The following is a 17,951-nucleotide window of genomic DNA, read 5'->3' on the forward strand; positions in this document are numbered from 1 at the left end:
TAATCATACAGTCAATGATAGAAACACCACCCTCAGCAACAGCTTATGACGATTGGATCAGCTCGTCCAATTCATCCACAATCCACCCTCCAGTAGCCCCCTTTGCAACAATTTCGTGACGAACTCCATCGTTGTACACTAACTCTAGCTCCCGGTGATATTCCGGCCCAGAGCGCCCCTCAATCATCGCCTCCAGACGCCGTAACATGAACTCACTATACTTCCACGGCAATGATCCCTCTTCATACTCTCTCAAGTCGCTACACCTCGTGAATAGGATTTCCGTGATATACTTCTTGAACTGGTGTGGAATCTCTTCAGTCGTCAGAATCTCCTGGTGACACGACAACATAATCTCTACTGCCGACTTAGGAATGGTCCCACCTCGATCACGCCGATACGATTCTAGCGCTATGAATTCCTCAAAGTCGCCATCCTCATCCTTCACATCATACTCGTCGTTTTTAACCAGCCGTTCCATAATCCGGAGTAAATCTCCCATGTTACTGATCATCTCATACATAAATCGGGAGTAGTCGTTCGGCCATTCGCTATCTGGATCAGTTTCCTCCGTATTCTCGTAGTTCTCGCACATTAGGCGCGTCATCGATTCGTAATAATACAACCACATATGCCAGTCAATTCGCTGGTAGAACGCCTCACGCACCATAATATCAAGGAAACTGATGGCGATGAAGAGCGGGTCGTTAAACACGTAGTCCTTCGAGCGATTCACGGATGTCAACCGCTGAGCGTTGTACTTATCGTAGTCCTTCGTTCCCTGATCGCGCAGCATCTCTTTGGCCGTATCCCCGACCGGCTTGTACGCATCTAATTCCTCAGCACGAGAGCAATCCGAGAACAACGCATGCAACAACCGATTATCGGGATCAACTCGATATCGGTAGATCCCGGCCATCGACATATTATTCGAGATTTCTTGATACAGCAAGCTGTTTTCTTCTCGAAGGAGCGTTGTGAGGTACTGGTGCGTAACGTCTCGACGCCGAAACCCGTCGAGGTCGGTGTCTAAGATGATGTCAATCCCGAGCCCAGGGTCAAGAATTGGGTGTTTAGCGCCGAATTCAGGGTCCAACAGCAGAGTTTCTGTGTAACTGGAGGCGTCTTCTGCCGAGTCTGCAAGCCGGTACCGTAGCGCTGCGAGGTAGTATGTTGCTTGCCGACGCTTCAGTTCAAAGATGTCTCGTACACGCTCACGAGCAGTTTGCTCTGCGTTATCTTCCTCTACATATTCGATCAAAGGCGAAGAGTCATCGAGTTCTTCTGCTTCTTCTTCAGTCTCGATAAGGGTGTGTGTGACTGTAATATCGATGTCTCGCCATTGTTGTTCACTCGGTGGAGTGGGTTTCTTCGGGTGGTCGATAAGGGGTGTATAGTTGTCCCGAAGTACTTCCACGAGCGTAGCGTATTCGCCCCGGTTGTAGAGGTCTCGAAGTGTGGATAAGAGCATTTGTTCGTTGCGAATACGCACGCTTTTGCTTAGGAAGACTCCGAGGAATATGCCCATGATCGTGATGGCCGCAGCTAACTGGATGAATTCGATTTCGAGAGCAGTGATTTCGATAGGGGATTGTGTGTAAGAGGTAGTCAGGCTCCAAAGTGTGGTTTTGTCGGTGTTCTGTAAGTAGATGCTTCCGGCGTAGCTCGCTAGAACGGTCAGTCCGAGAGCTGTGAGAAGGGCTGCAAAAGGTTTGTTCCAGAGTGTATAGGTAACTCGGAGCTGTCGATAACGCGGTAGAACGCTGTAGATGGCGACAATGGTGGCGAAAAGTGTGAATATAAATAATTCCGCCATTTTCCAGGGAGTGGTTCTCGAGGTTTATTAACTGTAAGTATTTGCACAGCCGTCTATCCAGCAACAATCAGATGGAACATCAAGCAAGATACGCGCCCCGTGTTCAGCACGTCAGCTGAAACCCATCAAAACAGATGAATTATAAGAATTTACTAGATAGTAGAAACAGATTCCACTATAACCCCGTCGAGCAATTTTCAGCGGCTAACACGGCCGGAATCGAGGGAATCGGGGATATTCCACAATTCGAAGTGCCGAGTCGGAGGATCTCGAGAGATTCAGTCCAGGTGAAGCAACGATTCAAAGTTATCCAGATACGGCCGTAATCACCTTCGTTACCCTGCTGTCGAGCAATTTTTGAGATTACGGCATTACTCCGGAACTCGTCGAGGTATTTTCTACCTCCTCAAATCGGCCCGACGGAGTTCTTCTCCGATTTGAGGGCGTCATATTGTCTTGCATATCGCGGTTTTCGTCCAAAGAAAGAGGCGATATGCAGTGTGCGAAGGCCGCCGGCTCTCTCAGGCCGAGGGGCCATCAGAGGGGTAGCGGAACTACGGACGTATCAGAATTAGCGCATAGGTTGACGGGGTGCGTTTCGGTGGGGTCTGTCGCCCCCGCGAGGGGGGTGGCGGGGCGCATCACGTGCCCCCGATAGACGATGGCTTCGGAACAACGCAGCAGGGAACGAGCAGCGGATCACGCAGCAACTACCCCCGACGGTGAGGCGCCGTGGGCGGACCTCGAAATGACGGTTCCGACCGACCGGGATCACGCGTCGGTCGTCGCGCTCGTGGAGTGTGCCCTCGTCGAGCTCACACACGAGGCCGTAGGCGCCGTCTTCGTCGCCCACCAGGTCGGGCGGTCGACGCGGACGCAGTACGTCGCCGCCGACGACGTCGGCGAGCAGTTCCAGAAACGGCACTTCGACGACCGACTGGGCTGGCACGAGACTACCGTCCCTCGACGAACCGTTCGCGACGAACTCATCACCCAGCTCACGCGGTCGGCGTCGACGTCAACGGAGCGGGCAGGTGAGAGAGCAGCCAGCGAGCCAGACACCTTCGTCGTGAAGCCAGTTCGAGAGCTCCGATCGCCGTAGCAGCTAGTCTTAACCAACATTCCGAATCGATACCGACACAGTGTTGGTTAACGCTAGGGCAGGACCCACTCCCTCGCCCCCACCCACCGCCCGACTCTTCGAGTGAGTGAATCCTGGCGACCGGTCGGCTCGAACGGCGGTCGCGACGGGTTTTATCGGGCCGCTACTCCTCGAGAGCGAGTATGGTCGTCGTCGAGGAGGTCACCAAACTAAGCGAGCGCCGTACCCAAACTTCGTCCGAGGCGTTTCCGGACGATGCGCTGGCGTCGATTCGGTCGGCCGTCGAGGCCGTCCCGGCCAGCGTCTTCGACGACTCGACGAAACACACGGAGGTCGGTGGGTTCGATGCCGCCATCGCCGACGGGCTCTCGCAGTACGAGTACGAAGGGGACGCCGCCGGCGGCTACAACCCGAACTGCAAGCTCTGGTCGCATCAGGGGTTTAACTACAGCGTCGATCTCTACGACGCCGACGCCCGCATCGCCATCGAGGTCGAGAAGAGCGAGCGGAAGAACGTCAGCGACGACCTCCTCAAGTTCCAGAAGGGGTACCGCACCCAGAAGGACGGCCGGCCGAAGATCGAGTTCGGCTGTCTGGTGGTGCCGGTGAACTATCTCGGGCGGCATAACCTCTACCAGCACAGCCTGACCAAGCTCGACTTCATGAAGGGCGTCCTGTTCATCGACGACGTCGCCGTCATCGGCTATCGCGACCCGCGACCGGACTGATACTGTCGGCCCTGACTGTTTATCTGCGCCAGGATGCGTGCAGCGCGCAACAGCGTGCGCTGCGTGACTCACCATGCTTGGTCCCGATCCGCACGACGACACGAGTCGCGACTACGAACAGTTCGAGAAAGAACAGCTTGCCCAGGACCGCGACGCCACCAGCGTCGACATGGCGGACATCGACGACGCGTCGGTCCAGCGCCTGGTCAACGACCTCGTCGACGCGGCCGTCGTCACTCCGGTTCCTGAAGACCACGTTCTGGTTCACGAGCCGAGCGGTACGGCGTTCGACTCATCGACGCAGCTGGCCGTCTTCCATCGCGGCTGGACGGCCGGCCGCGACGCTGACGCGGAGGGCGAGTGATGCAGCAGACCCTCGTCGGCTGCGCGTTCTGCGACGCGCCGCCCGGTACCGAGACTGGCAAAGCGCACACCTGGGGACAGGACGAGCGGGTCACCCACCCGATCTGCGTCGACTGCGCGATTCAGACGCGGCCGGATCCCGACGAGCGCGATCACGTCGCCTGTGACGGCTGTGGACTGGTCGTCGACACGCTCGCGGCGCTCACCCGATTCCGGGTCGAATTGGGGCATCTGGAAGGCCCATTGCAACTGTGCGCCCGCTGTAGTCCGAGTGGTCTCGCGACGTACTGGACGCGCGATCTCGAGGAGCATCTCGTCGCGACGCCGGCAGAGTGACCCAAACACTCTTTACTGGTTCGCTGTAAACTGTAATCAAGACCGAATCGTGTCACGTACCTCAAACCGCGCCGACGGCGACATCGTCCAGGACTTCCTCTCGGTCGCCGATCTCCTCGAGGAGCCACAGCTCGCCCAGCTGTACGCGTACCTCGCCCGGGAGGGGGAGGCGACCGTCCAGGACGTGATGGACGACCTCGAACTCGCTCAGGGGACGGCCTACAGCTACGTCAACCGGCTCGTCGACGCCGGCGTCGTCGACGTCACCGACGACGAACAGCCACGCCGGTACGCCGCCCGGGAGATCGACCTGACCGTGACGACGGCCGCCGGCGACCGCGAGTACACGATCACGCCGGCGCTCATCGACGCCGTCGGCCGCCGCGAGACGGACGCCGACATCGACACCTACATCGACCGCCACGGCGTCGCCGGCCTCGCGACGGCGCTCACCTACGCCGTCGCCCGCGAGCGCGGCGAGGTGACCCACCGCCTGATGGCCGAGGATCTGGACATCTCACCCCTGGCTGCGGAGATGATCCTCCAGGCGCTGCGACCCGTCGTCCACGAACATTACGAGATTGAGGAAGCTGGGGCAGGACTCGAGCAGTTGGACATCGACGCCGACGGCGCTGGCGACGCGTGAGCCGGCTCCACATCGCCGACACCGGCCTGTTCGTCGCGATGGGGCAGCCCTCGAACAGCCGGTACAAGGCTGTTCGGCGGTTTGCTCGCAGGAACGACATCACCTTCGTCCTCCCCGAACGGGTGTACGAGGAGCTGACCGTCGACGAGTCCGACGTCGAGGCGCCACCCGTCGACACCGCGATCGACGAGGGATGGGCGACGGTTGCGGCGCCGCTCGAGTTCTCCGAGCCGGTCGTCTCGCGGGTGATGGATGGCGTCCAGCGGTACATCGCGAACGCCGATGACCGTCCTGCCGACGAAGTCGAGCGTGCCGACGCCGCCCTCGCCGCCCTAGCTGCCCAAAACCTCAGCGCGGGAACGGCGACCAATGTGTACATCTACACGACCGATATCGCGGCCGGCGAGGGGGCCGAAACCGTGCTCGCGAGCGAGGGGTACGGTGACTCGATGACGTTCGTGAACGGGTTCCGGTTCATCGAGGACCTAGTCGCCGGCGACAGCTGACGCTATTCGGGGCCAAGGTCACGAGCGTCGAGGTCGCCGGCGAGATACTGCTCTCCCGTTCGCGTGATATCGTAGACGCCGTTGCCGAGGTGGACGAGGAGGCCGTATTCGACCAGCGTCTTGCAGCGGGCATTAATGTGTTGACGGGAGAAGCGAACCCGGTCACTGTCCGCCATTTCCTTTGGGGTATCGGGACCGGCTTCAGCAAGATGCTCCAGAATGCGGTCATCAGCGCGAGACATCCAGTCGGCGTCAAAGCGCATAATCGCTTGTGGTTGCGCCGACGCTATCCCGAACGCGCTAAGTCAACCAGAAAATCTTCAAGCAACTACAATTGACTCATTGGTCTTTAAATGCCGGCCGCCCTAAGCGTCGAGCGTTGAGATGAATTGCTCTTCAAGGACGGGACCCGGGGCATCGCCGAACCTCGTCGTCGAGATTATCGAGACGCTCGAAGCGTGTGGGTTGGATCGGGACGAGTACCAGCTGTACGACGCTGTCGACGTCGAAGCACTCGAGCAGATCTTGAACTCGTCGAACGGAAACGTGGAAGTACAGTTCACCGTGGAAGGAATCCGCCTTGCGGTGACACCAGAGAGCGTCGACGTCCTGATTGACGACGAAGACTCGAATTCTACGGAGCAGTAGCTAGATCGCGGTCAACATCGGGAATGGCACCCGAAAGCCCTCGGCCGCTCGACGTCCCGCGACCGCCGCTGCGCGCCTCGTGCCTGCGGTGCTTGCGGGGTCGGGGGACGGCCGAGGCGGCCTCGCCCTTTCTGAGTCCGCCAGGCCGGTAGATGCCTCACCGAGCGACGTAGCCGGGTGAACAGGTGTGTACGTAGCGGCCCGCCCCGCTCGCCGCTGCCGTCCTCCGCGTCGCTCGCGACCGACCATTCCGGGCGTGCGGGCGCTCTCCGCACCGCCCGCGCCCGTTCCGGGCTAAAGTGCATGTGCCCTCGGCGCCAGCGGGTAAGCGCGAGGGGTTGCGCGGCGTGGCTGCTCACCCCCCACGCTTACTCCGCTGGCCGCTCGCTCCGGGCGGGTCGGCGCGCGGTGCTGGTTGGGGCCACCTCATGCAGGCGCGCTCTCGCTCGCGCCCGGTAGGGCGCTCGCGAAGGCGCGAGCGAGAGCGCGCAGATGGTTCTGTCGGTCGTTGTCGTCGGAAAACCGCGATGTAGGAGCATCGCGGAGTCGGCGCGTGAGCGCCTTCGGAATCTGGTGTGATTCCAATGTCCAGTAACAACGCTAGCGGAAAGGTCGTTTCGGTCGATGAACAGGCATTCGAGAAAGCGGGCGGTCAGGCCGTCGATGAAGACGGCTTCCCGGTCGTCGACGAGACGCCGGAGTTCGAGGCCGCGGTCGAGCAGGAGACGCAGGCGAAGGTGGATGCGAACCACCCGGACGGGATCGCGGACACGAGCGAGGACCGGATTCACGGCGTCACCCTCGAACAGGAGGAGCGCATTCGGGCGCGGGAAGCTGAACTGGAGCGCATCAGTGCCCAGGCCGAGCTGGGCACGCAGGAGAGTCGGGAGCAGCGCACGCGGGAAGTCGTCAGCGAGCAGTGTGGCCGTGACGAGCCGGCGCCGGCGGAGCGCACGGATCCCCGGGAGAAGCTGACGCAAGAGGAACTCGCGGCAGTCAACGAGCAGGCGATGCGGATCAGCGACGAGGTGCAGGGCGGTTGGTCGAGAGCGGTCGTCGCGAAGCAGCTGGCCGAGAAGGTGCAACACGGGCGGGACCTCACGAAGGCGGTGTTGGAGACCCTCGAGGAACTGAAGGCGGCGCCGGGGGCAATCGTGCCCATCGCGGATGTGCCGGACGTCCCGGTCGGTGAGGTAACGGTCGAAGGCGAGGTAATCGAACTCTGGTCTCCCAGTAGTAGCGTGATTCAACAAGTCGGGCTGATAGCAGATGACAGCGGGAAAATCAAGTTCACCTGCTGGGAGAAATCCGGGCAGACGGTGGTGCGTGAAGGTCAGACAGTGCGGTTCCGGGCAGCAGCCAAGAACTGGTACGAAGGTCGGTGCTCAATCGCGCTGACCGGGTGGTCGCGGATCGAGTTCCCGGAGCGCGGTCGGTGGTGGGAAGAGTAGCCAGCTGACGCAGCCTTCTTTTTTGCTGTGTGCCGGACCGGCCCAGGCCCCACCGCCCCACCCTCCGCTCCGTGCTCGCTTCGCTGCGCGCGCAGCCACGACCTTCGTAACCAGCCAATCACGTCAGAACTCGTCCTTGATCCGACAGTCAAGGAGATGAATTCGGAGGGATTGTTGTGGTTCAGTCCGTGTTTTGGTACAGCCGGAAGCCGCTGACAGCGCACCCGAGGAAGGCGATTCCTTCCCAGACTAGAATCTCGATTAGGCCAGTGGTGACAGCTCGCCGCACAGAGGTGATTCCCCAGAGAGCGGTAGTTCGGCGTAGACTTATCGCTCCCACTGTTTTGATGGCTTCTACCGGTGAGACACCGAGGAGTGCTGATCCGGCGAGGGCAAGTACTACGAGAAGAGCTAATTGCTGGCGGCCGAACTGGAAGAAGTTACCGACGGCACTACTGAGATAGGTGTTGATGACGTATCGAATTGTCCCGAGGACACCCACCATTCCTTACCTGTTCCCTTTCAGACGAAGTCGCATAAATTCTCTCACGGATGTAGGGTTCTATTGGCCGCCGATCCCTCGCTTACGTGCGATCCAGAGAATCAGTGGTTCGGGCGGGTACTGGATTCGGAGGCGGATATTGTGAAGGAGTCCAGCATCGGATTCTTCCTTGACCTCGTCGAGTACGGATCGATACTGTGATCGTCCGATCTTGGAGATAGCAAAGAGTTCGGCCAGTGTCTCATCGATCCAGCAAACGGCTACGAACGGAAGTATAGCGGCGATAGTGATCCCGATCCCTATGATCAGGTAGGCAGGCAGCATCACCGTGGAGGGTGCGAACTGGAAAGCTACAACGAGTGTGCGTGGTAAGGCCATTATCCCGGCGAGGAAGAGCAGGCCGAACGTTAGGTAGAATGTCCAGAACAGGGCCCTCCCAATGAATCCCATCTGGTCGTGGCCAACCTCATGGAGGAAAACGTAGTCGACGACATCTTCTGAAAAGTCCTCCTTGGCTTGCTCGTTCATCAGGAGGGTGCCGAGCGGAGAGTAGTCTCCCATCCGTTTGCTCTCGTCGTGGAACCAGTACACGGTCCGTGAGATCCCGCTGGCAGAGTATTCTCCGGTGTCGGTAACTCCTCCCCGGTTCTTTGCGTAGAGTCGAGTCAGCCCGGACTGTATTTTCCCGAACACGGCCACGTAGCACCGTCTTGGCAAATATATATGAGAAGCTTGTATTTAAGCGAACTGACGGTGATGGTCACCGGATTCCTGAGCCTTTGGTTACGGGAGCGGACCACCGTTGACGTAGAGATATTTACATGGATGGCCGAATTTCGCTACGAAGGGGGTAGGTCTGAGCTGGTAGCCGATCCGGAGGATGTCTACTATTGGCATGACGGCGTTGATGTGGTGGTCCTGTCCTATTCGGAGGTGACCGTGCGCTGTCCGGTTTCTCATGTTGCCGTCGGCGGTTTCTCCGGTTTTCTCGTTGTACGCGTACTCGATGTATTCCTGAAATTCTTCTCCTGCGTGGGTGTCGATCTGGGAGATGAGTGGTGTGAGTGTTCTTGTGCCGGTGCCGCCGTCCATTTGCCGGACGACGTCGTCTCCGAGATCGTTCAGGAGTTCGTAGAGGGTTGATTCGAGTCGGGGGATGCTGATGTGGATGGAGGCGACATATTCTTTGTCGAAAAGGTGGTTGACGGCATCCGTAAGGTACCAGATGGTGTGGTTTGAAAGCCCGGAGATCATATTCAGTAGACGGAAGAAGTCCCGTTCCCGAAGCCATCTCTCTTCGATCAGTTTGATGACCGCTCCGGAGATCACTACATGGGATTGGAGTAGGTCTTGAGCGTAGTCCTGAGTGATGTCGTCGTCAGGACCGACCTGAGTGAGGTGGCCTGACAGCTGCGGATGAAGGTTGTCTACGTGATCGATTAGCGAGAAGTGCTCCGAGTCCTGTTCTCCGAACGGTGGGAGCAGCTCGAACTCGTTTACAAGCCAGTAGAGTGCCTTCGTAGGGTTGTCGTGGACTGCGATATTTTTGAAGATATCCTGAAGAGTTTCTGACTGTGCTTTCAGCGTTCCTGGGGCTGCTTTCTGGATTTTCTTCCCGGAGTTCTTCAGCTCTCGTCCACCTTCCCGGATCGAGTCCTGCATCTCGTTCTTCCACTCCACCTTCTCATCGTCGTCCAGCGTTTCGGATACGATCGGGTCACGAAGAGCCTCGTCGATTATATTACCTTTCAGCAAAGCGTCTCGCTCGCCTTGTGTTTCGACGTATCGCCAGTATTCTTCCGTGTATCTCCGTTTGAGGCCGGCGTCGTCGATATCGAGTGCTCTTCCGATCTCGATGGCTTTTCCCAGGAAATCGCGGCAGGCGTTCTGGTCGGTGACATTCTCCCCCAGTTCGTGGTCTTCCTGTCTATACCGGTTCGCACGGACGATACAAATCACAAAGAGCCGTTGGAGTAGACCTCGGTCGAAGGATTTGTCAGGGTCCGTGTGTTCAAGTACGAGGTCTATCGTTTCCTCGAATCCGGTTCTCGTGCCCTTCTCCTCTTCGTAGTATCTGTCGTCTAAGAAGTCGACGGCGGTGGAGAGTTCAGACGAGTTGTCGTGAGATAGTTTGGCTTGGAGGGCGACCAGTTCCTGAAGAGATCTGACGATGATCGAATCGTGCTCCTCCCTTAGTCCCTGCTGAAGAGATTTGCTGAGGAGATGTTTCGCGGCTCGTGCGTGGTCGTAAGATCCATTGTTGATCTTCCACTGGCGCAGGGCTTCGATTGCTGCTATCAGAGGGTGGAAATGGGATATCGGCCCTAAGTTTTCTGGGATCTTCTCGTTCGCTGTCTCTGGGTTATCATCGATGAACCTGATAAAGATCTCTAAGTCGGAGGTGAAGCTAAAGGCTTCTCTGGGTTCTTCTTCAGCCTTCTCCCAATGTTCCTGTATAGTCTCTGTAGAAGGCACGTAGACGTACATCAGCGCTTTATTTTCATTATATCTTCCGTAGGTGTTTAACACCTGACTCCGGGTTCGCGTTTTCCTTGGGAATGACATCTGATTCCTCAGGAAATTAGATTTTCCTTATTGGTTCAACCAGCAAGTGGACCCGCTTATGTAGCTCCGTTCAGCGACATAAATAACACACTCCAGAAGTACAGAGCGTATGTTACTACTGTCATAAATATTATCAGCCCGACAGAATAGGACGAGAGGCTGACGGTATTAAGGAGGCGTAGATCCATCGCTCGAACTGTGTTGAATGTCGTCAAGTATCCTCGGAGCTCTGGAACGGTATTCTCTAGCCGACCGATTCTGTCCCAGAGTGCATCCCTTGAGTCTTTGTAGGAGTTTGCGGCGATTGCGAAGGCAAGCATCACTATTGACGCCAGCATCACTATTGCTGGTATCGCTTTGGAAGATGTCTCTGTTGTGAGGATTCCAGCGAATAATGCTATTGCACCGAGTGCGAAGTACGTTGTCCGGAGCAGCAGTTTGTCACGGTACTGTGCCTCAGATACTAGTGACTGGTATTCGACTCGGAGTGTGTCCAAGTCAGGATCCTGATTGTATTCGATCTTTGTCGGCGGTTCCACAGGATTATAATCTGGAGCCCACTTCCCTGACTGTGGAAGGCCGATAATAGTATCCAGTTCAGTTTCTCCGATCTCCCGCTGGTAGAATCCGATATCGTCGCGTGCCTCAGAGTGATGGATAACACCGATCACTATAGTAACCGTTAGAACTTTCCGCCCTTATATCGTTATTGTATCCAATGGACCATCTCGACGAGATATCCGTCGAAGAACTCCAAGACGCCCTTGACAAGGTTGAAGGAAACAGGCCGACACAACGGTTGTTAGCGGCGATTGCGTACAAGAATGGCGTGACACAGACCGAACTTGCAGAGTGGCACGACACTGGTCGAAGAACGATCTATAGCTGGCTCATGCGACTCGATACGGACGAACCGCTTGAGCAAGCCGTCTCTGATGCTCATCGATCCGGGAGAAAACGAAAGCTATCAGAAACACAGCAAGAAGAGTTTGACCAAACTGTGCACGAATCTCCCAAAGAAGTTGGGTTCGACGCGCCGGCGTGGACGCCGGCGCTCGTCCAGCAGTATCTCGACGAGACCTACGATGTCGAGTACTCAATCCCGAGCTGCCGGCGGTTGCTCAAAGAAGCGGGATTGAGCTATCAAAAACCACGCCGGACAGCCGCCGAATCCGATGCTGACGAGCAAGAAACGTTCCGCGAAGAGGTCAAAAAAAGCGGCGGGAAATGGACGCCACAGTAGTCTGTATCGATCAAACCAAGAAATCCGTGCAAGTCGAGCCGCGTGCCGCGTGGTTTCCCCGCGGCACGCGGCCGTCTGTCGAATTATCCGGCCAACGCGACTGGACATGTCTGTTGGGCGCGATCACCGAAGACGGTGATCGCTTTTTCGCTCGATTCGAAGAGTACGTAACCGCCAAACACGCCAAACATTTCATTCTTGCATTATGCAAAGAATTCGAAGATGACTTACTCATCGTGCTGGATGGAGCGCCGTATTTTCAGGCGTCGGCCGTCACGGACCTGGCGGCCCGTGACGACCTCGCCTTCGTAACGTTGCCGGCGTACTCGCCAGAACTCAATCCCGTTGAGGAGTGCTGGAGACAACTACAATCAGCACTTAGCAACCGATTCTTCGACTCGCTTGCTGAGCTCACAACAGCGATTGATACTGCTCTTGATCAACTCTCTATCCCCAAAGTGAGCAATTATTTCTAACGTCTACTATAGCCAGACAAGGGGAAATAGTAGACAAATCAAGGCCCCTATGATTTGTAGCGTAGAGTCTGGAAATGTCCAGTTCACAGCTTTGAGGATGGCAGGGATGGCGTAGATTCCCAACACAACAGGTATCTTGAGTATCTGAAGCCCGCTGTGCTTCGGGTCTCGCGGGCGTATAGGATACTGATCTGGATTGTCTTCTGTCCCCATATATCCGATATGCTGCTTAGTTCTTAGGCAAATGTCGTAAAACGTGGGAATATGGTATGGGCAAGAAATCAGCTGATGAATATGGGCGTCTTGAGACCGCTGTTACAACTTTTCATAGTATACTTCACCAGATTCTCTGATCTGCTCCACTTCGTCGTCCTCGATCGAACTCTGTGGGATATAACTCCACACTTCGACATCGTCCATTAGGCCACCGTAGTGGTCGACGTAGTATTCGGCGAGACTTTTGCCGTCGCTGTCTCTGAAGTCGTCTTGTATTACTATCATTTTCCGTTCTGCTTCGACGCGGCTCAGAAACAGCAGAGTCTCGTTCAGAGTGGATATCTTGGCAGGAGGGATATCTTCGCCATTAACCCAAGTGTAGCTCTTACATTCGATAACGATCTCTCCATCTTTCGAGACCGAATCGAACTTATGGACTTGTTCTCGACCAACTCGCCATTCTTTCTCCCGGATGAAACTCCGTCCGAAATACTGCTCAAAGTAGCGATTTACCCGGTCTTCGAATGCTCTCCAGTCGACCCGCTCCATAGAGCTATCTCAAATACTCTGAAACAATAAAGTGGCATATATCTTGAGTAGCAGACTGTTTGCTGTAAACTGTGTCTCGTGTTGGGGGCAACTCTTCTGCGCCCGATATAGGCCCTTCAGTCCCGCGTAGAGTTTATTTACCCCTCAATGGGTGAGGGGCGCGCCGAACTGGCGAGTTCCCTGAACACGGTGAGAACGATGGCAACCAGAGACATCTACGAGAGCGGATTCGACGAAGACGTCCGAACGGAATCGAGTGCGAACCAGTGTCCCGAGTGCGACGGCCGAGTCACCACGAACGCGGTCGAAACGGTCTGCGAGGACTGTGGCCTGGTCATCGACGAACAGCGCATCGATCACGGGCCGGAGTGGCGGGCGTACGACGACGAGGAGCGCGAGCGAACGGGTGCTCCACTCACTGCGGCCCGCCACGATCGCGGCCTGTCGACGGAGATCGGTCGCGGCACCGACGCGAAGGGGAACGAACTCTCCGGGCAGAAGCGACGGCGACTCGCGCGGATGCGCCGTGAGCAGACTCGGGGTCGCTGGCGGTCGAAAGCGGAACGCAATCTCGCCCACGGATTGGGCGAAGTGCGTCGGTTAGCGAGTGCCCTCGAGCTCTCCGATTCGGTCCGTGACCAGGCGTGTCAGCTCTTCCGGAGCGCCCAGAACGAGGATCTGCTTCGAGGAAGGTCCATCGAGGCCATCGCCGCGGCTAGCGTCTACGGGGCCTGCCGGTGTAACGGTCGAGCAGTGATACTCGATGAAGTCGCTGATTCAGCACGCGTCGAACTGTCTCGAGTGAGAAACGCGTACAAAACGCTGAATACAGAATTAGGGCTTCCTACCCCACCGAGGAGGCCGCAGTCATTCATTCCGCGCTTCGCGTCAGAATTGGACGTCGCTGACACGGTCCGACAGCGGGCGTTTGAACTCGCAAAGAGCGCTGAAGAGACAATTATCTCGAACGGATGCCAACCGACAGGTGTCGCAGCGGCCTGCCTCTATAAGGCTGCTCGAGAGCAGGGACAATTTCTCACGCAAACAGATCTCGCAGAGGTGGCGGAGACAACGCCAGTAACGATACGCACACGATGGAACGAACTAGAGGAGGTCGACGATTCGAAGTCAGCCCCCGCGTAGCGCGAAGGCTCTGAAACCTTGGTTAATCGTCGAAGGCTTTCACCAAATACTGACCGTTCTGGGTAAGTCGATAGATCTTCTTCCCGTCGCGTTCCTCCGCTACTTCGATCATCCCTGCCTCCTGTAGTTCACCGAGATGTGTGTAGATATACCCATGACTCAGGTTCAGTTCAGCGGCAAGCCCATAGCCGTGAAGTGGTTTAGAGCGTAGCTGTCGGAGGATATCCAATTGGCCGTGGTGAATCGCCATACGACGCTTGATTTCGCTAGTTGACGGCACGCTTGATGTTGTAGACGGCACACATCAGGACGATTTCACGGAACTCACGGTACCAACTTCGCGCACGCACGGCATCGCCGAGCGTGCGCTTGATCACGGAGAAGACGGTCTCAGACAACGCTCTCTGGCCGTAGAGAGTCCCATCGATCCGCGCGTTATGCGCGTGATCGATGGGACGGAACTCTCGATGCTTGATCAGCGGTCTTACGTCCTCTTCCCGGAGCTTATCACGTAATCGCTGCCAGTCGTAGCCTTTGTCAGCGGCGAGACTGCGCAACTCGCCCGCGTTGCGCCGGGCGAGTTGCCAGCCGATCTGCGTGTCGTGACGTTTCTCGGTCGTGCAGTGAACGTCGAGGATAGCTTGTGACGCTGTATCGACGAGAGCGGTTGTTTTGAGCGTCTGAACACGATAATTCGTCCGACGGCAGTAGTGTTTGCTCGCGTTTTCGCGGTCGAAAAACGTCGCGTCCATCGCAGCATGACCAGATGGCTCGTGCAGCTGCGCCGATAGGCGCAGCAGCACTCGCCAGACCGCCATCTTGATCCTATCAAACGCTTTTACTAGCGTCGAGTGATCAGGGAGATCGGCCTTCTCAAGGCCGATCTCCGCCAGTATTTGTGGCATCTCGCTCAGGAGATCGAGCGCTTCGCGGTAGGATTTCTCCAAGTAAATCCGCAGACAATGCAGCGAAACAACCGCGTAGTCGGCGAATCCGCCGCCACCCTGCGGGGCGGCGGATTCGCCTCTGCCACCAACAGCACTTTTAGCCAACGTCACTACTTTTCCAGTGAAGCGGGAAATTTTGGACATGAACCATCCGCCGTTTCCCGCTTCACCTTCCTAGATTTGACGGACGAAGTCCGTGCTGTCCGGCGATTCACCAGAGCCATCCAATTTGGTATCGCTGATGAGACCGCCCATTACCACAGGGTATTCTGACCGGTCTGGGGAAACTCATAGAATAGAAATCTCTGACCGGTCAGAAAAAGCAAACAAGTCAAAAGACCTATTGGACCGGGAGAATTGGAATCTATGTACTACCCCAAATTACGTTTCCGGTCCACCGATCAGGCCCGGCGGGAGAATCGTACTCAACGGTGCTACTATCAATGGGACCAAACAACGAGACCAACCCCCCATCCTTCAACTACGGCGATAGTCCGAGTACAGGAGTGATTCGAGCAGTGGCATGGTTCAAAGGTGTTGAACCGACCGCGCTCACGCCATTACAAGACGTAATCGATGTAGACGCATTGGACGCCCTGTTCAACCAACCAGAGGAGACAGATCTCTCGGTGTCGTTCGAATACGAAGAGTGTGTAGTGGAGGTTACTCACGAAGGCACGATAACGATCCGAGGAGCATCGGACGCTGGGTCCAGAGAACTTGATCAAGAGACAAACGTGCTGTTTCTCGCGCCAAGCAGCAGTCACCCCGAAGATGAAGGATGCAACGACTTGTTGTCCGCCCTCCCGTCCAGTCGAGCAAACGTGCTCGGGGTAACATACGAGTCTCAAGGCACGAACCGACTCAACGCATGGGAGTTCGAGGAAGAGACCCCCGCACGTATTTCACTCATCAATGTTGGAGACTTCACACGTTCATCTGCCTCTCGGCCTTTCAAGAATGCGCTTCCACCTGAACGGATAGAGGTTGACACCGTTCTCGACCCATCGGATCTGACAACCCTCGGAATACGAATTAGTGAACAGCTTTCGGAGTGGGGAAGTACCGATGAGCAACCCGTTATCTGCTTCCATTCACTCACAGATCTTCTCGAAGCCACAGAACTCAATCGGGCGTTCAGATTTCTCCATCTCCTTACCAGGCGTCTCTCGTCGGCAGGAGCGATAGCGCACTTCCATCTAGATCCCGAGGCGTATGACGAGAAGACGGTTGAGACCCTCCGACCGTTATTCGATGCCGTTCTCGAAATTGACGAGGACGGAACGTGGTCGATGTGCGTGCAATAGAGGACTACCACCGACTGTCTCCAATTGCCGTGCGAGGGGCTAGTTACCTTCAGCGGAGGCGTCATCCCTGAATACAACACCGTTCAAGGAGGATTGCCACCCCCTCAGGTTGAAGTACCATTACGGACGAATCCATGAGCCAATCGATGAACGACTACTACACTGACTTCGAAGAACTCCGACCGATCGGCGAAGCATTGCATATTCCGGATGAGAAACTTAGCGAATGCGGTGACAGTGAAGCCCACCGGCAGCGCGTTGCCACAACCGAGAAAGGGTATCCAGGCGACGCGACTGAAACAAACACGGAGTGTCGGTCCTGTGGTGCGTCGATTCCTGCCGGGCGGACGAAGTGCCGGTTCTGTCTCACCAACCATCTCGGTAGTGACGCCACTAGCACGAACGAGACAGCGTCGACGATGTGCCTCGGCATCGTCCACCTGGTCGTCGAGTCGACCACGTTCTACGGCGCCGTGGCGAAGGGCGGCGCCGCGGCGAACCTCCTCTCCGCCAACGAGGCGGAGCCGGCCGTCGACGACTACACACTCCTCTACGATCTCGACGAGGCGCCGGCACGCCAGCTGGCCGAGGAATGGCCCTCACTCCCTGACGCGGTACAGGTGTCGTCAGAGGAGGGAGAGCGGCTTCTCAGTGCCGCCCGTGACCGGACTGGGTGGCACGGGGAGGGAGCGTCGGAGCGTCAGGAGCAGGCCCCGACGCGGCTCTACGACCAGCGTGGGGACGGCATCCGCGACGTGTCGCGTCTCGACGCGGTCCTTGACGACGCCGACGACGCGGTGTGGCTGGTTCCAGCGATAGCGCTGACCGAATCCGCTGGCGAAGCTGGGGCTGGTCGGCAGGAGTCGTCGGTACCGACGACGCAGGAACTCGACTGTCAAACCTGTGGACGGGCGACCGACCATCGGTTCAAGACCCACGAGTCGGTCCCGGATGCGGCGTGGACGGGGCAACCGATCTGGGAGTGTCGGGTGTGTGGCTCGGCTCGCTACGGACCCAGCCTCGAGTAGCGCCAGTGCTGGGCGTCGATTAACCAACACCCTGCGAGTAGCGTCGAGGGTCGTTGGTTAAGGCAGCGAGCTCCTGCAAGCCCGACGCCAGTCTCGATGGGGTGTCTTTCCGCGCCGGCGAGTGGTGAGGCGCTTCCGATGGAGCAAGAGTTCAAACATGGCTACCGGATGCATCGTATACTCAGCAATCTCAACCGACTCGACGTCGACCGATTAGACGACGCGGATCGAGAGCGAGTCGAGACCGCGAGAGACCTCCTGGAAGAGGTGAGCCTTCTCACGCGACCGGGCGACGGAGCCGGGATGGACACCCACGCAGATTCCTAACTGGCGTCTCCGGCCATGCCTTGAGAGGCAACTCTCGCGTCGGTTTATCGCC

The 17,951-nt window shown here is 57.2% G+C and carries 21 protein-coding genes; 13 read left to right on the plus strand and 8 right to left on the minus strand.

All coding sequences use genetic code 11. From position 1 onward, the window contains the following. Positions 1 to 43 precede the first annotated feature (43 nt). A complete protein-coding gene (locus tag ACY9XZ_RS19690; protein ID WP_463458689.1) occupies positions 44 to 1,816 on the minus strand; it encodes a hypothetical protein in 1,773 nt (590 codons plus the stop codon). 661 nt (positions 1,817 to 2,477) lie between these two features. Here ACY9XZ_RS19690 and ACY9XZ_RS19695 point away from each other — a divergent pair. From ACY9XZ_RS19695 to ACY9XZ_RS19720, 6 genes are all read left to right on the plus strand, one after another. Continuing rightward, positions 2,478 to 2,918: a hypothetical protein gene (locus tag ACY9XZ_RS19695; RefSeq protein ID WP_463458690.1), complete on the plus strand. Its 441-nt coding sequence runs from the start codon at positions 2,478 to 2,480 to the stop codon at positions 2,916 to 2,918. A gap of 182 nt (positions 2,919 to 3,100) precedes the next feature. Next, positions 3,101 to 3,646: a hypothetical protein gene (locus ACY9XZ_RS19700; protein WP_463458691.1), complete on the plus strand. Its 546-nt coding sequence runs from the start codon at positions 3,101 to 3,103 to the stop codon at positions 3,644 to 3,646. 73 nt (positions 3,647 to 3,719) lie between these two features. After that, positions 3,720 to 4,010, plus strand: coding sequence for a hypothetical protein (locus ACY9XZ_RS19705; protein WP_463458692.1), 291 nt, complete (start codon positions 3,720 to 3,722; stop codon positions 4,008 to 4,010). Continuing rightward, a complete protein-coding gene (locus tag ACY9XZ_RS19710) occupies positions 4,010 to 4,345 on the plus strand; it encodes a DUF7558 family protein (RefSeq protein ID WP_463458693.1) in 336 nt (111 codons plus the stop codon). The genes ACY9XZ_RS19705 and ACY9XZ_RS19710 overlap by 1 nt, the downstream gene beginning before the upstream one ends. Before the next feature lie 49 nt (positions 4,346 to 4,394). Beyond that, on the plus strand, positions 4,395 to 4,991 hold the full coding sequence (locus ACY9XZ_RS19715) for a DUF7437 domain-containing protein (protein WP_463458694.1): 597 nt from the start codon (positions 4,395 to 4,397) through the stop codon (positions 4,989 to 4,991). Continuing rightward, entirely contained in the window at positions 4,988 to 5,497 is a 510-nt protein-coding gene (locus ACY9XZ_RS19720; protein WP_463458695.1) for a hypothetical protein, read from the plus strand. Before ACY9XZ_RS19715 ends, ACY9XZ_RS19720 begins: the two co-directional genes overlap by 4 nt. Before the next feature lie 2 nt (positions 5,498 to 5,499). Here the strand turns inward: ACY9XZ_RS19720 and ACY9XZ_RS19725 are convergent, their stop codons facing one another. Then, positions 5,500 to 5,760, minus strand: coding sequence for a MarR family transcriptional regulator (locus ACY9XZ_RS19725; protein ID WP_463458696.1), 261 nt, complete (start codon positions 5,758 to 5,760; stop codon positions 5,500 to 5,502). Between the two features lie 121 nt (positions 5,761 to 5,881). Between ACY9XZ_RS19725 and ACY9XZ_RS19730 the strand changes: the two genes are divergently transcribed. Continuing rightward, the gene (locus ACY9XZ_RS19730) at positions 5,882 to 6,145 is read left to right on the plus strand and encodes a HalOD1 output domain-containing protein (RefSeq protein ID WP_463458697.1); all 264 of its coding nucleotides are present in this window, start codon (positions 5,882 to 5,884) and stop codon (positions 6,143 to 6,145) included. A gap of 584 nt (positions 6,146 to 6,729) precedes the next feature. Further along, positions 6,730 to 7,596: a DNA-binding protein gene (locus tag ACY9XZ_RS19735; protein WP_463458698.1), complete on the plus strand. Its 867-nt coding sequence runs from the start codon at positions 6,730 to 6,732 to the stop codon at positions 7,594 to 7,596. Between the two features lie 562 nt (positions 7,597 to 8,158). Here ACY9XZ_RS19735 and ACY9XZ_RS19740 read toward each other — a convergent pair. From ACY9XZ_RS19740 to ACY9XZ_RS19750, 3 genes are all read right to left on the minus strand, one after another. Continuing rightward, positions 8,159 to 8,797, minus strand: coding sequence for a hypothetical protein (locus ACY9XZ_RS19740; protein WP_458262626.1), 639 nt, complete (start codon positions 8,795 to 8,797; stop codon positions 8,159 to 8,161). A gap of 84 nt (positions 8,798 to 8,881) precedes the next feature. Further along, entirely contained in the window at positions 8,882 to 10,585 is a 1,704-nt protein-coding gene (locus tag ACY9XZ_RS19745; protein WP_463458699.1) for a hypothetical protein, read from the minus strand. 134 nt (positions 10,586 to 10,719) lie between these two features. Continuing rightward, the gene (locus ACY9XZ_RS19750) at positions 10,720 to 11,334 is read right to left on the minus strand and encodes a hypothetical protein (RefSeq protein WP_463458700.1); all 615 of its coding nucleotides are present in this window, start codon (positions 11,332 to 11,334) and stop codon (positions 10,720 to 10,722) included. Between the two features lie 47 nt (positions 11,335 to 11,381). Between ACY9XZ_RS19750 and ACY9XZ_RS19755 the strand changes: the two genes are divergently transcribed. Then, a protein-coding gene (locus tag ACY9XZ_RS19755) for an IS630 family transposase (RefSeq protein ID WP_463458701.1) occupies positions 11,382 to 12,382 on the plus strand; the annotation gives its coding sequence in 2 pieces (ribosomal slippage) (positions 11,382 to 11,871 and positions 11,871 to 12,382; 1,002 coding nt in all). A 315-nt stretch (positions 12,383 to 12,697) separates the two neighbouring features. Here the strand turns inward: ACY9XZ_RS19755 and ACY9XZ_RS19760 are convergent. Then, positions 12,698 to 13,147, minus strand: a complete 450-nt coding sequence (locus tag ACY9XZ_RS19760) for a hypothetical protein (RefSeq protein WP_463458702.1) — start codon at positions 13,145 to 13,147, stop codon at positions 12,698 to 12,700. Between the two features lie 198 nt (positions 13,148 to 13,345). Here ACY9XZ_RS19760 and ACY9XZ_RS19765 point away from each other — a divergent pair, with 198 nt between their 5' ends. Continuing rightward, on the plus strand, positions 13,346 to 14,290 hold the full coding sequence (locus tag ACY9XZ_RS19765; RefSeq protein ID WP_463458703.1) for a transcription initiation factor IIB: 945 nt from the start codon (positions 13,346 to 13,348) through the stop codon (positions 14,288 to 14,290). A gap of 22 nt (positions 14,291 to 14,312) precedes the next feature. Here ACY9XZ_RS19765 and ACY9XZ_RS19770 read toward each other — a convergent pair whose 3' ends face one another. After that, positions 14,313 to 14,540 (minus strand): PadR family transcriptional regulator, encoded by a 228-nt coding sequence (locus ACY9XZ_RS19770; protein WP_463458704.1) that lies wholly within the window; start codon positions 14,538 to 14,540, stop codon positions 14,313 to 14,315. Between the two features lie 16 nt (positions 14,541 to 14,556). Continuing rightward, positions 14,557 to 15,381: an IS5 family transposase gene (locus tag ACY9XZ_RS19775; protein WP_463458705.1), complete on the minus strand. Its 825-nt coding sequence runs from the start codon at positions 15,379 to 15,381 to the stop codon at positions 14,557 to 14,559. 299 nt (positions 15,382 to 15,680) lie between these two features. Here ACY9XZ_RS19775 and ACY9XZ_RS19780 point away from each other — a divergent pair, with 299 nt between their 5' ends. The 3 genes from ACY9XZ_RS19780 to ACY9XZ_RS19790 all read left to right on the plus strand — a co-directional run bounded on the left by ACY9XZ_RS19780 (position 15,681) and on the right by ACY9XZ_RS19790 (position 17,899). Beyond that, positions 15,681 to 16,544 (plus strand): DUF7504 family protein, encoded by an 864-nt coding sequence (locus ACY9XZ_RS19780; protein WP_463458706.1) that lies wholly within the window; start codon positions 15,681 to 15,683, stop codon positions 16,542 to 16,544. A gap of 146 nt (positions 16,545 to 16,690) precedes the next feature. Beyond that, positions 16,691 to 17,572 carry a biosurfactant protein 1 gene (locus ACY9XZ_RS19785; protein ID WP_463458785.1) on the plus strand — a complete coding sequence of 294 codons (882 nt, stop codon included), beginning with the start codon at positions 16,691 to 16,693 and terminating at the stop codon, positions 17,570 to 17,572. Positions 17,573 to 17,710: 138 nt separating this feature from the next. Beyond that, on the plus strand, positions 17,711 to 17,899 hold the full coding sequence (locus ACY9XZ_RS19790; RefSeq protein WP_463458786.1) for a hypothetical protein: 189 nt from the start codon (positions 17,711 to 17,713) through the stop codon (positions 17,897 to 17,899). The last annotated feature ends 52 nt before the right edge of the window (positions 17,900 to 17,951 follow it).

The organism is Haloarcula sp. HT12, from assembly GCF_055271655.1.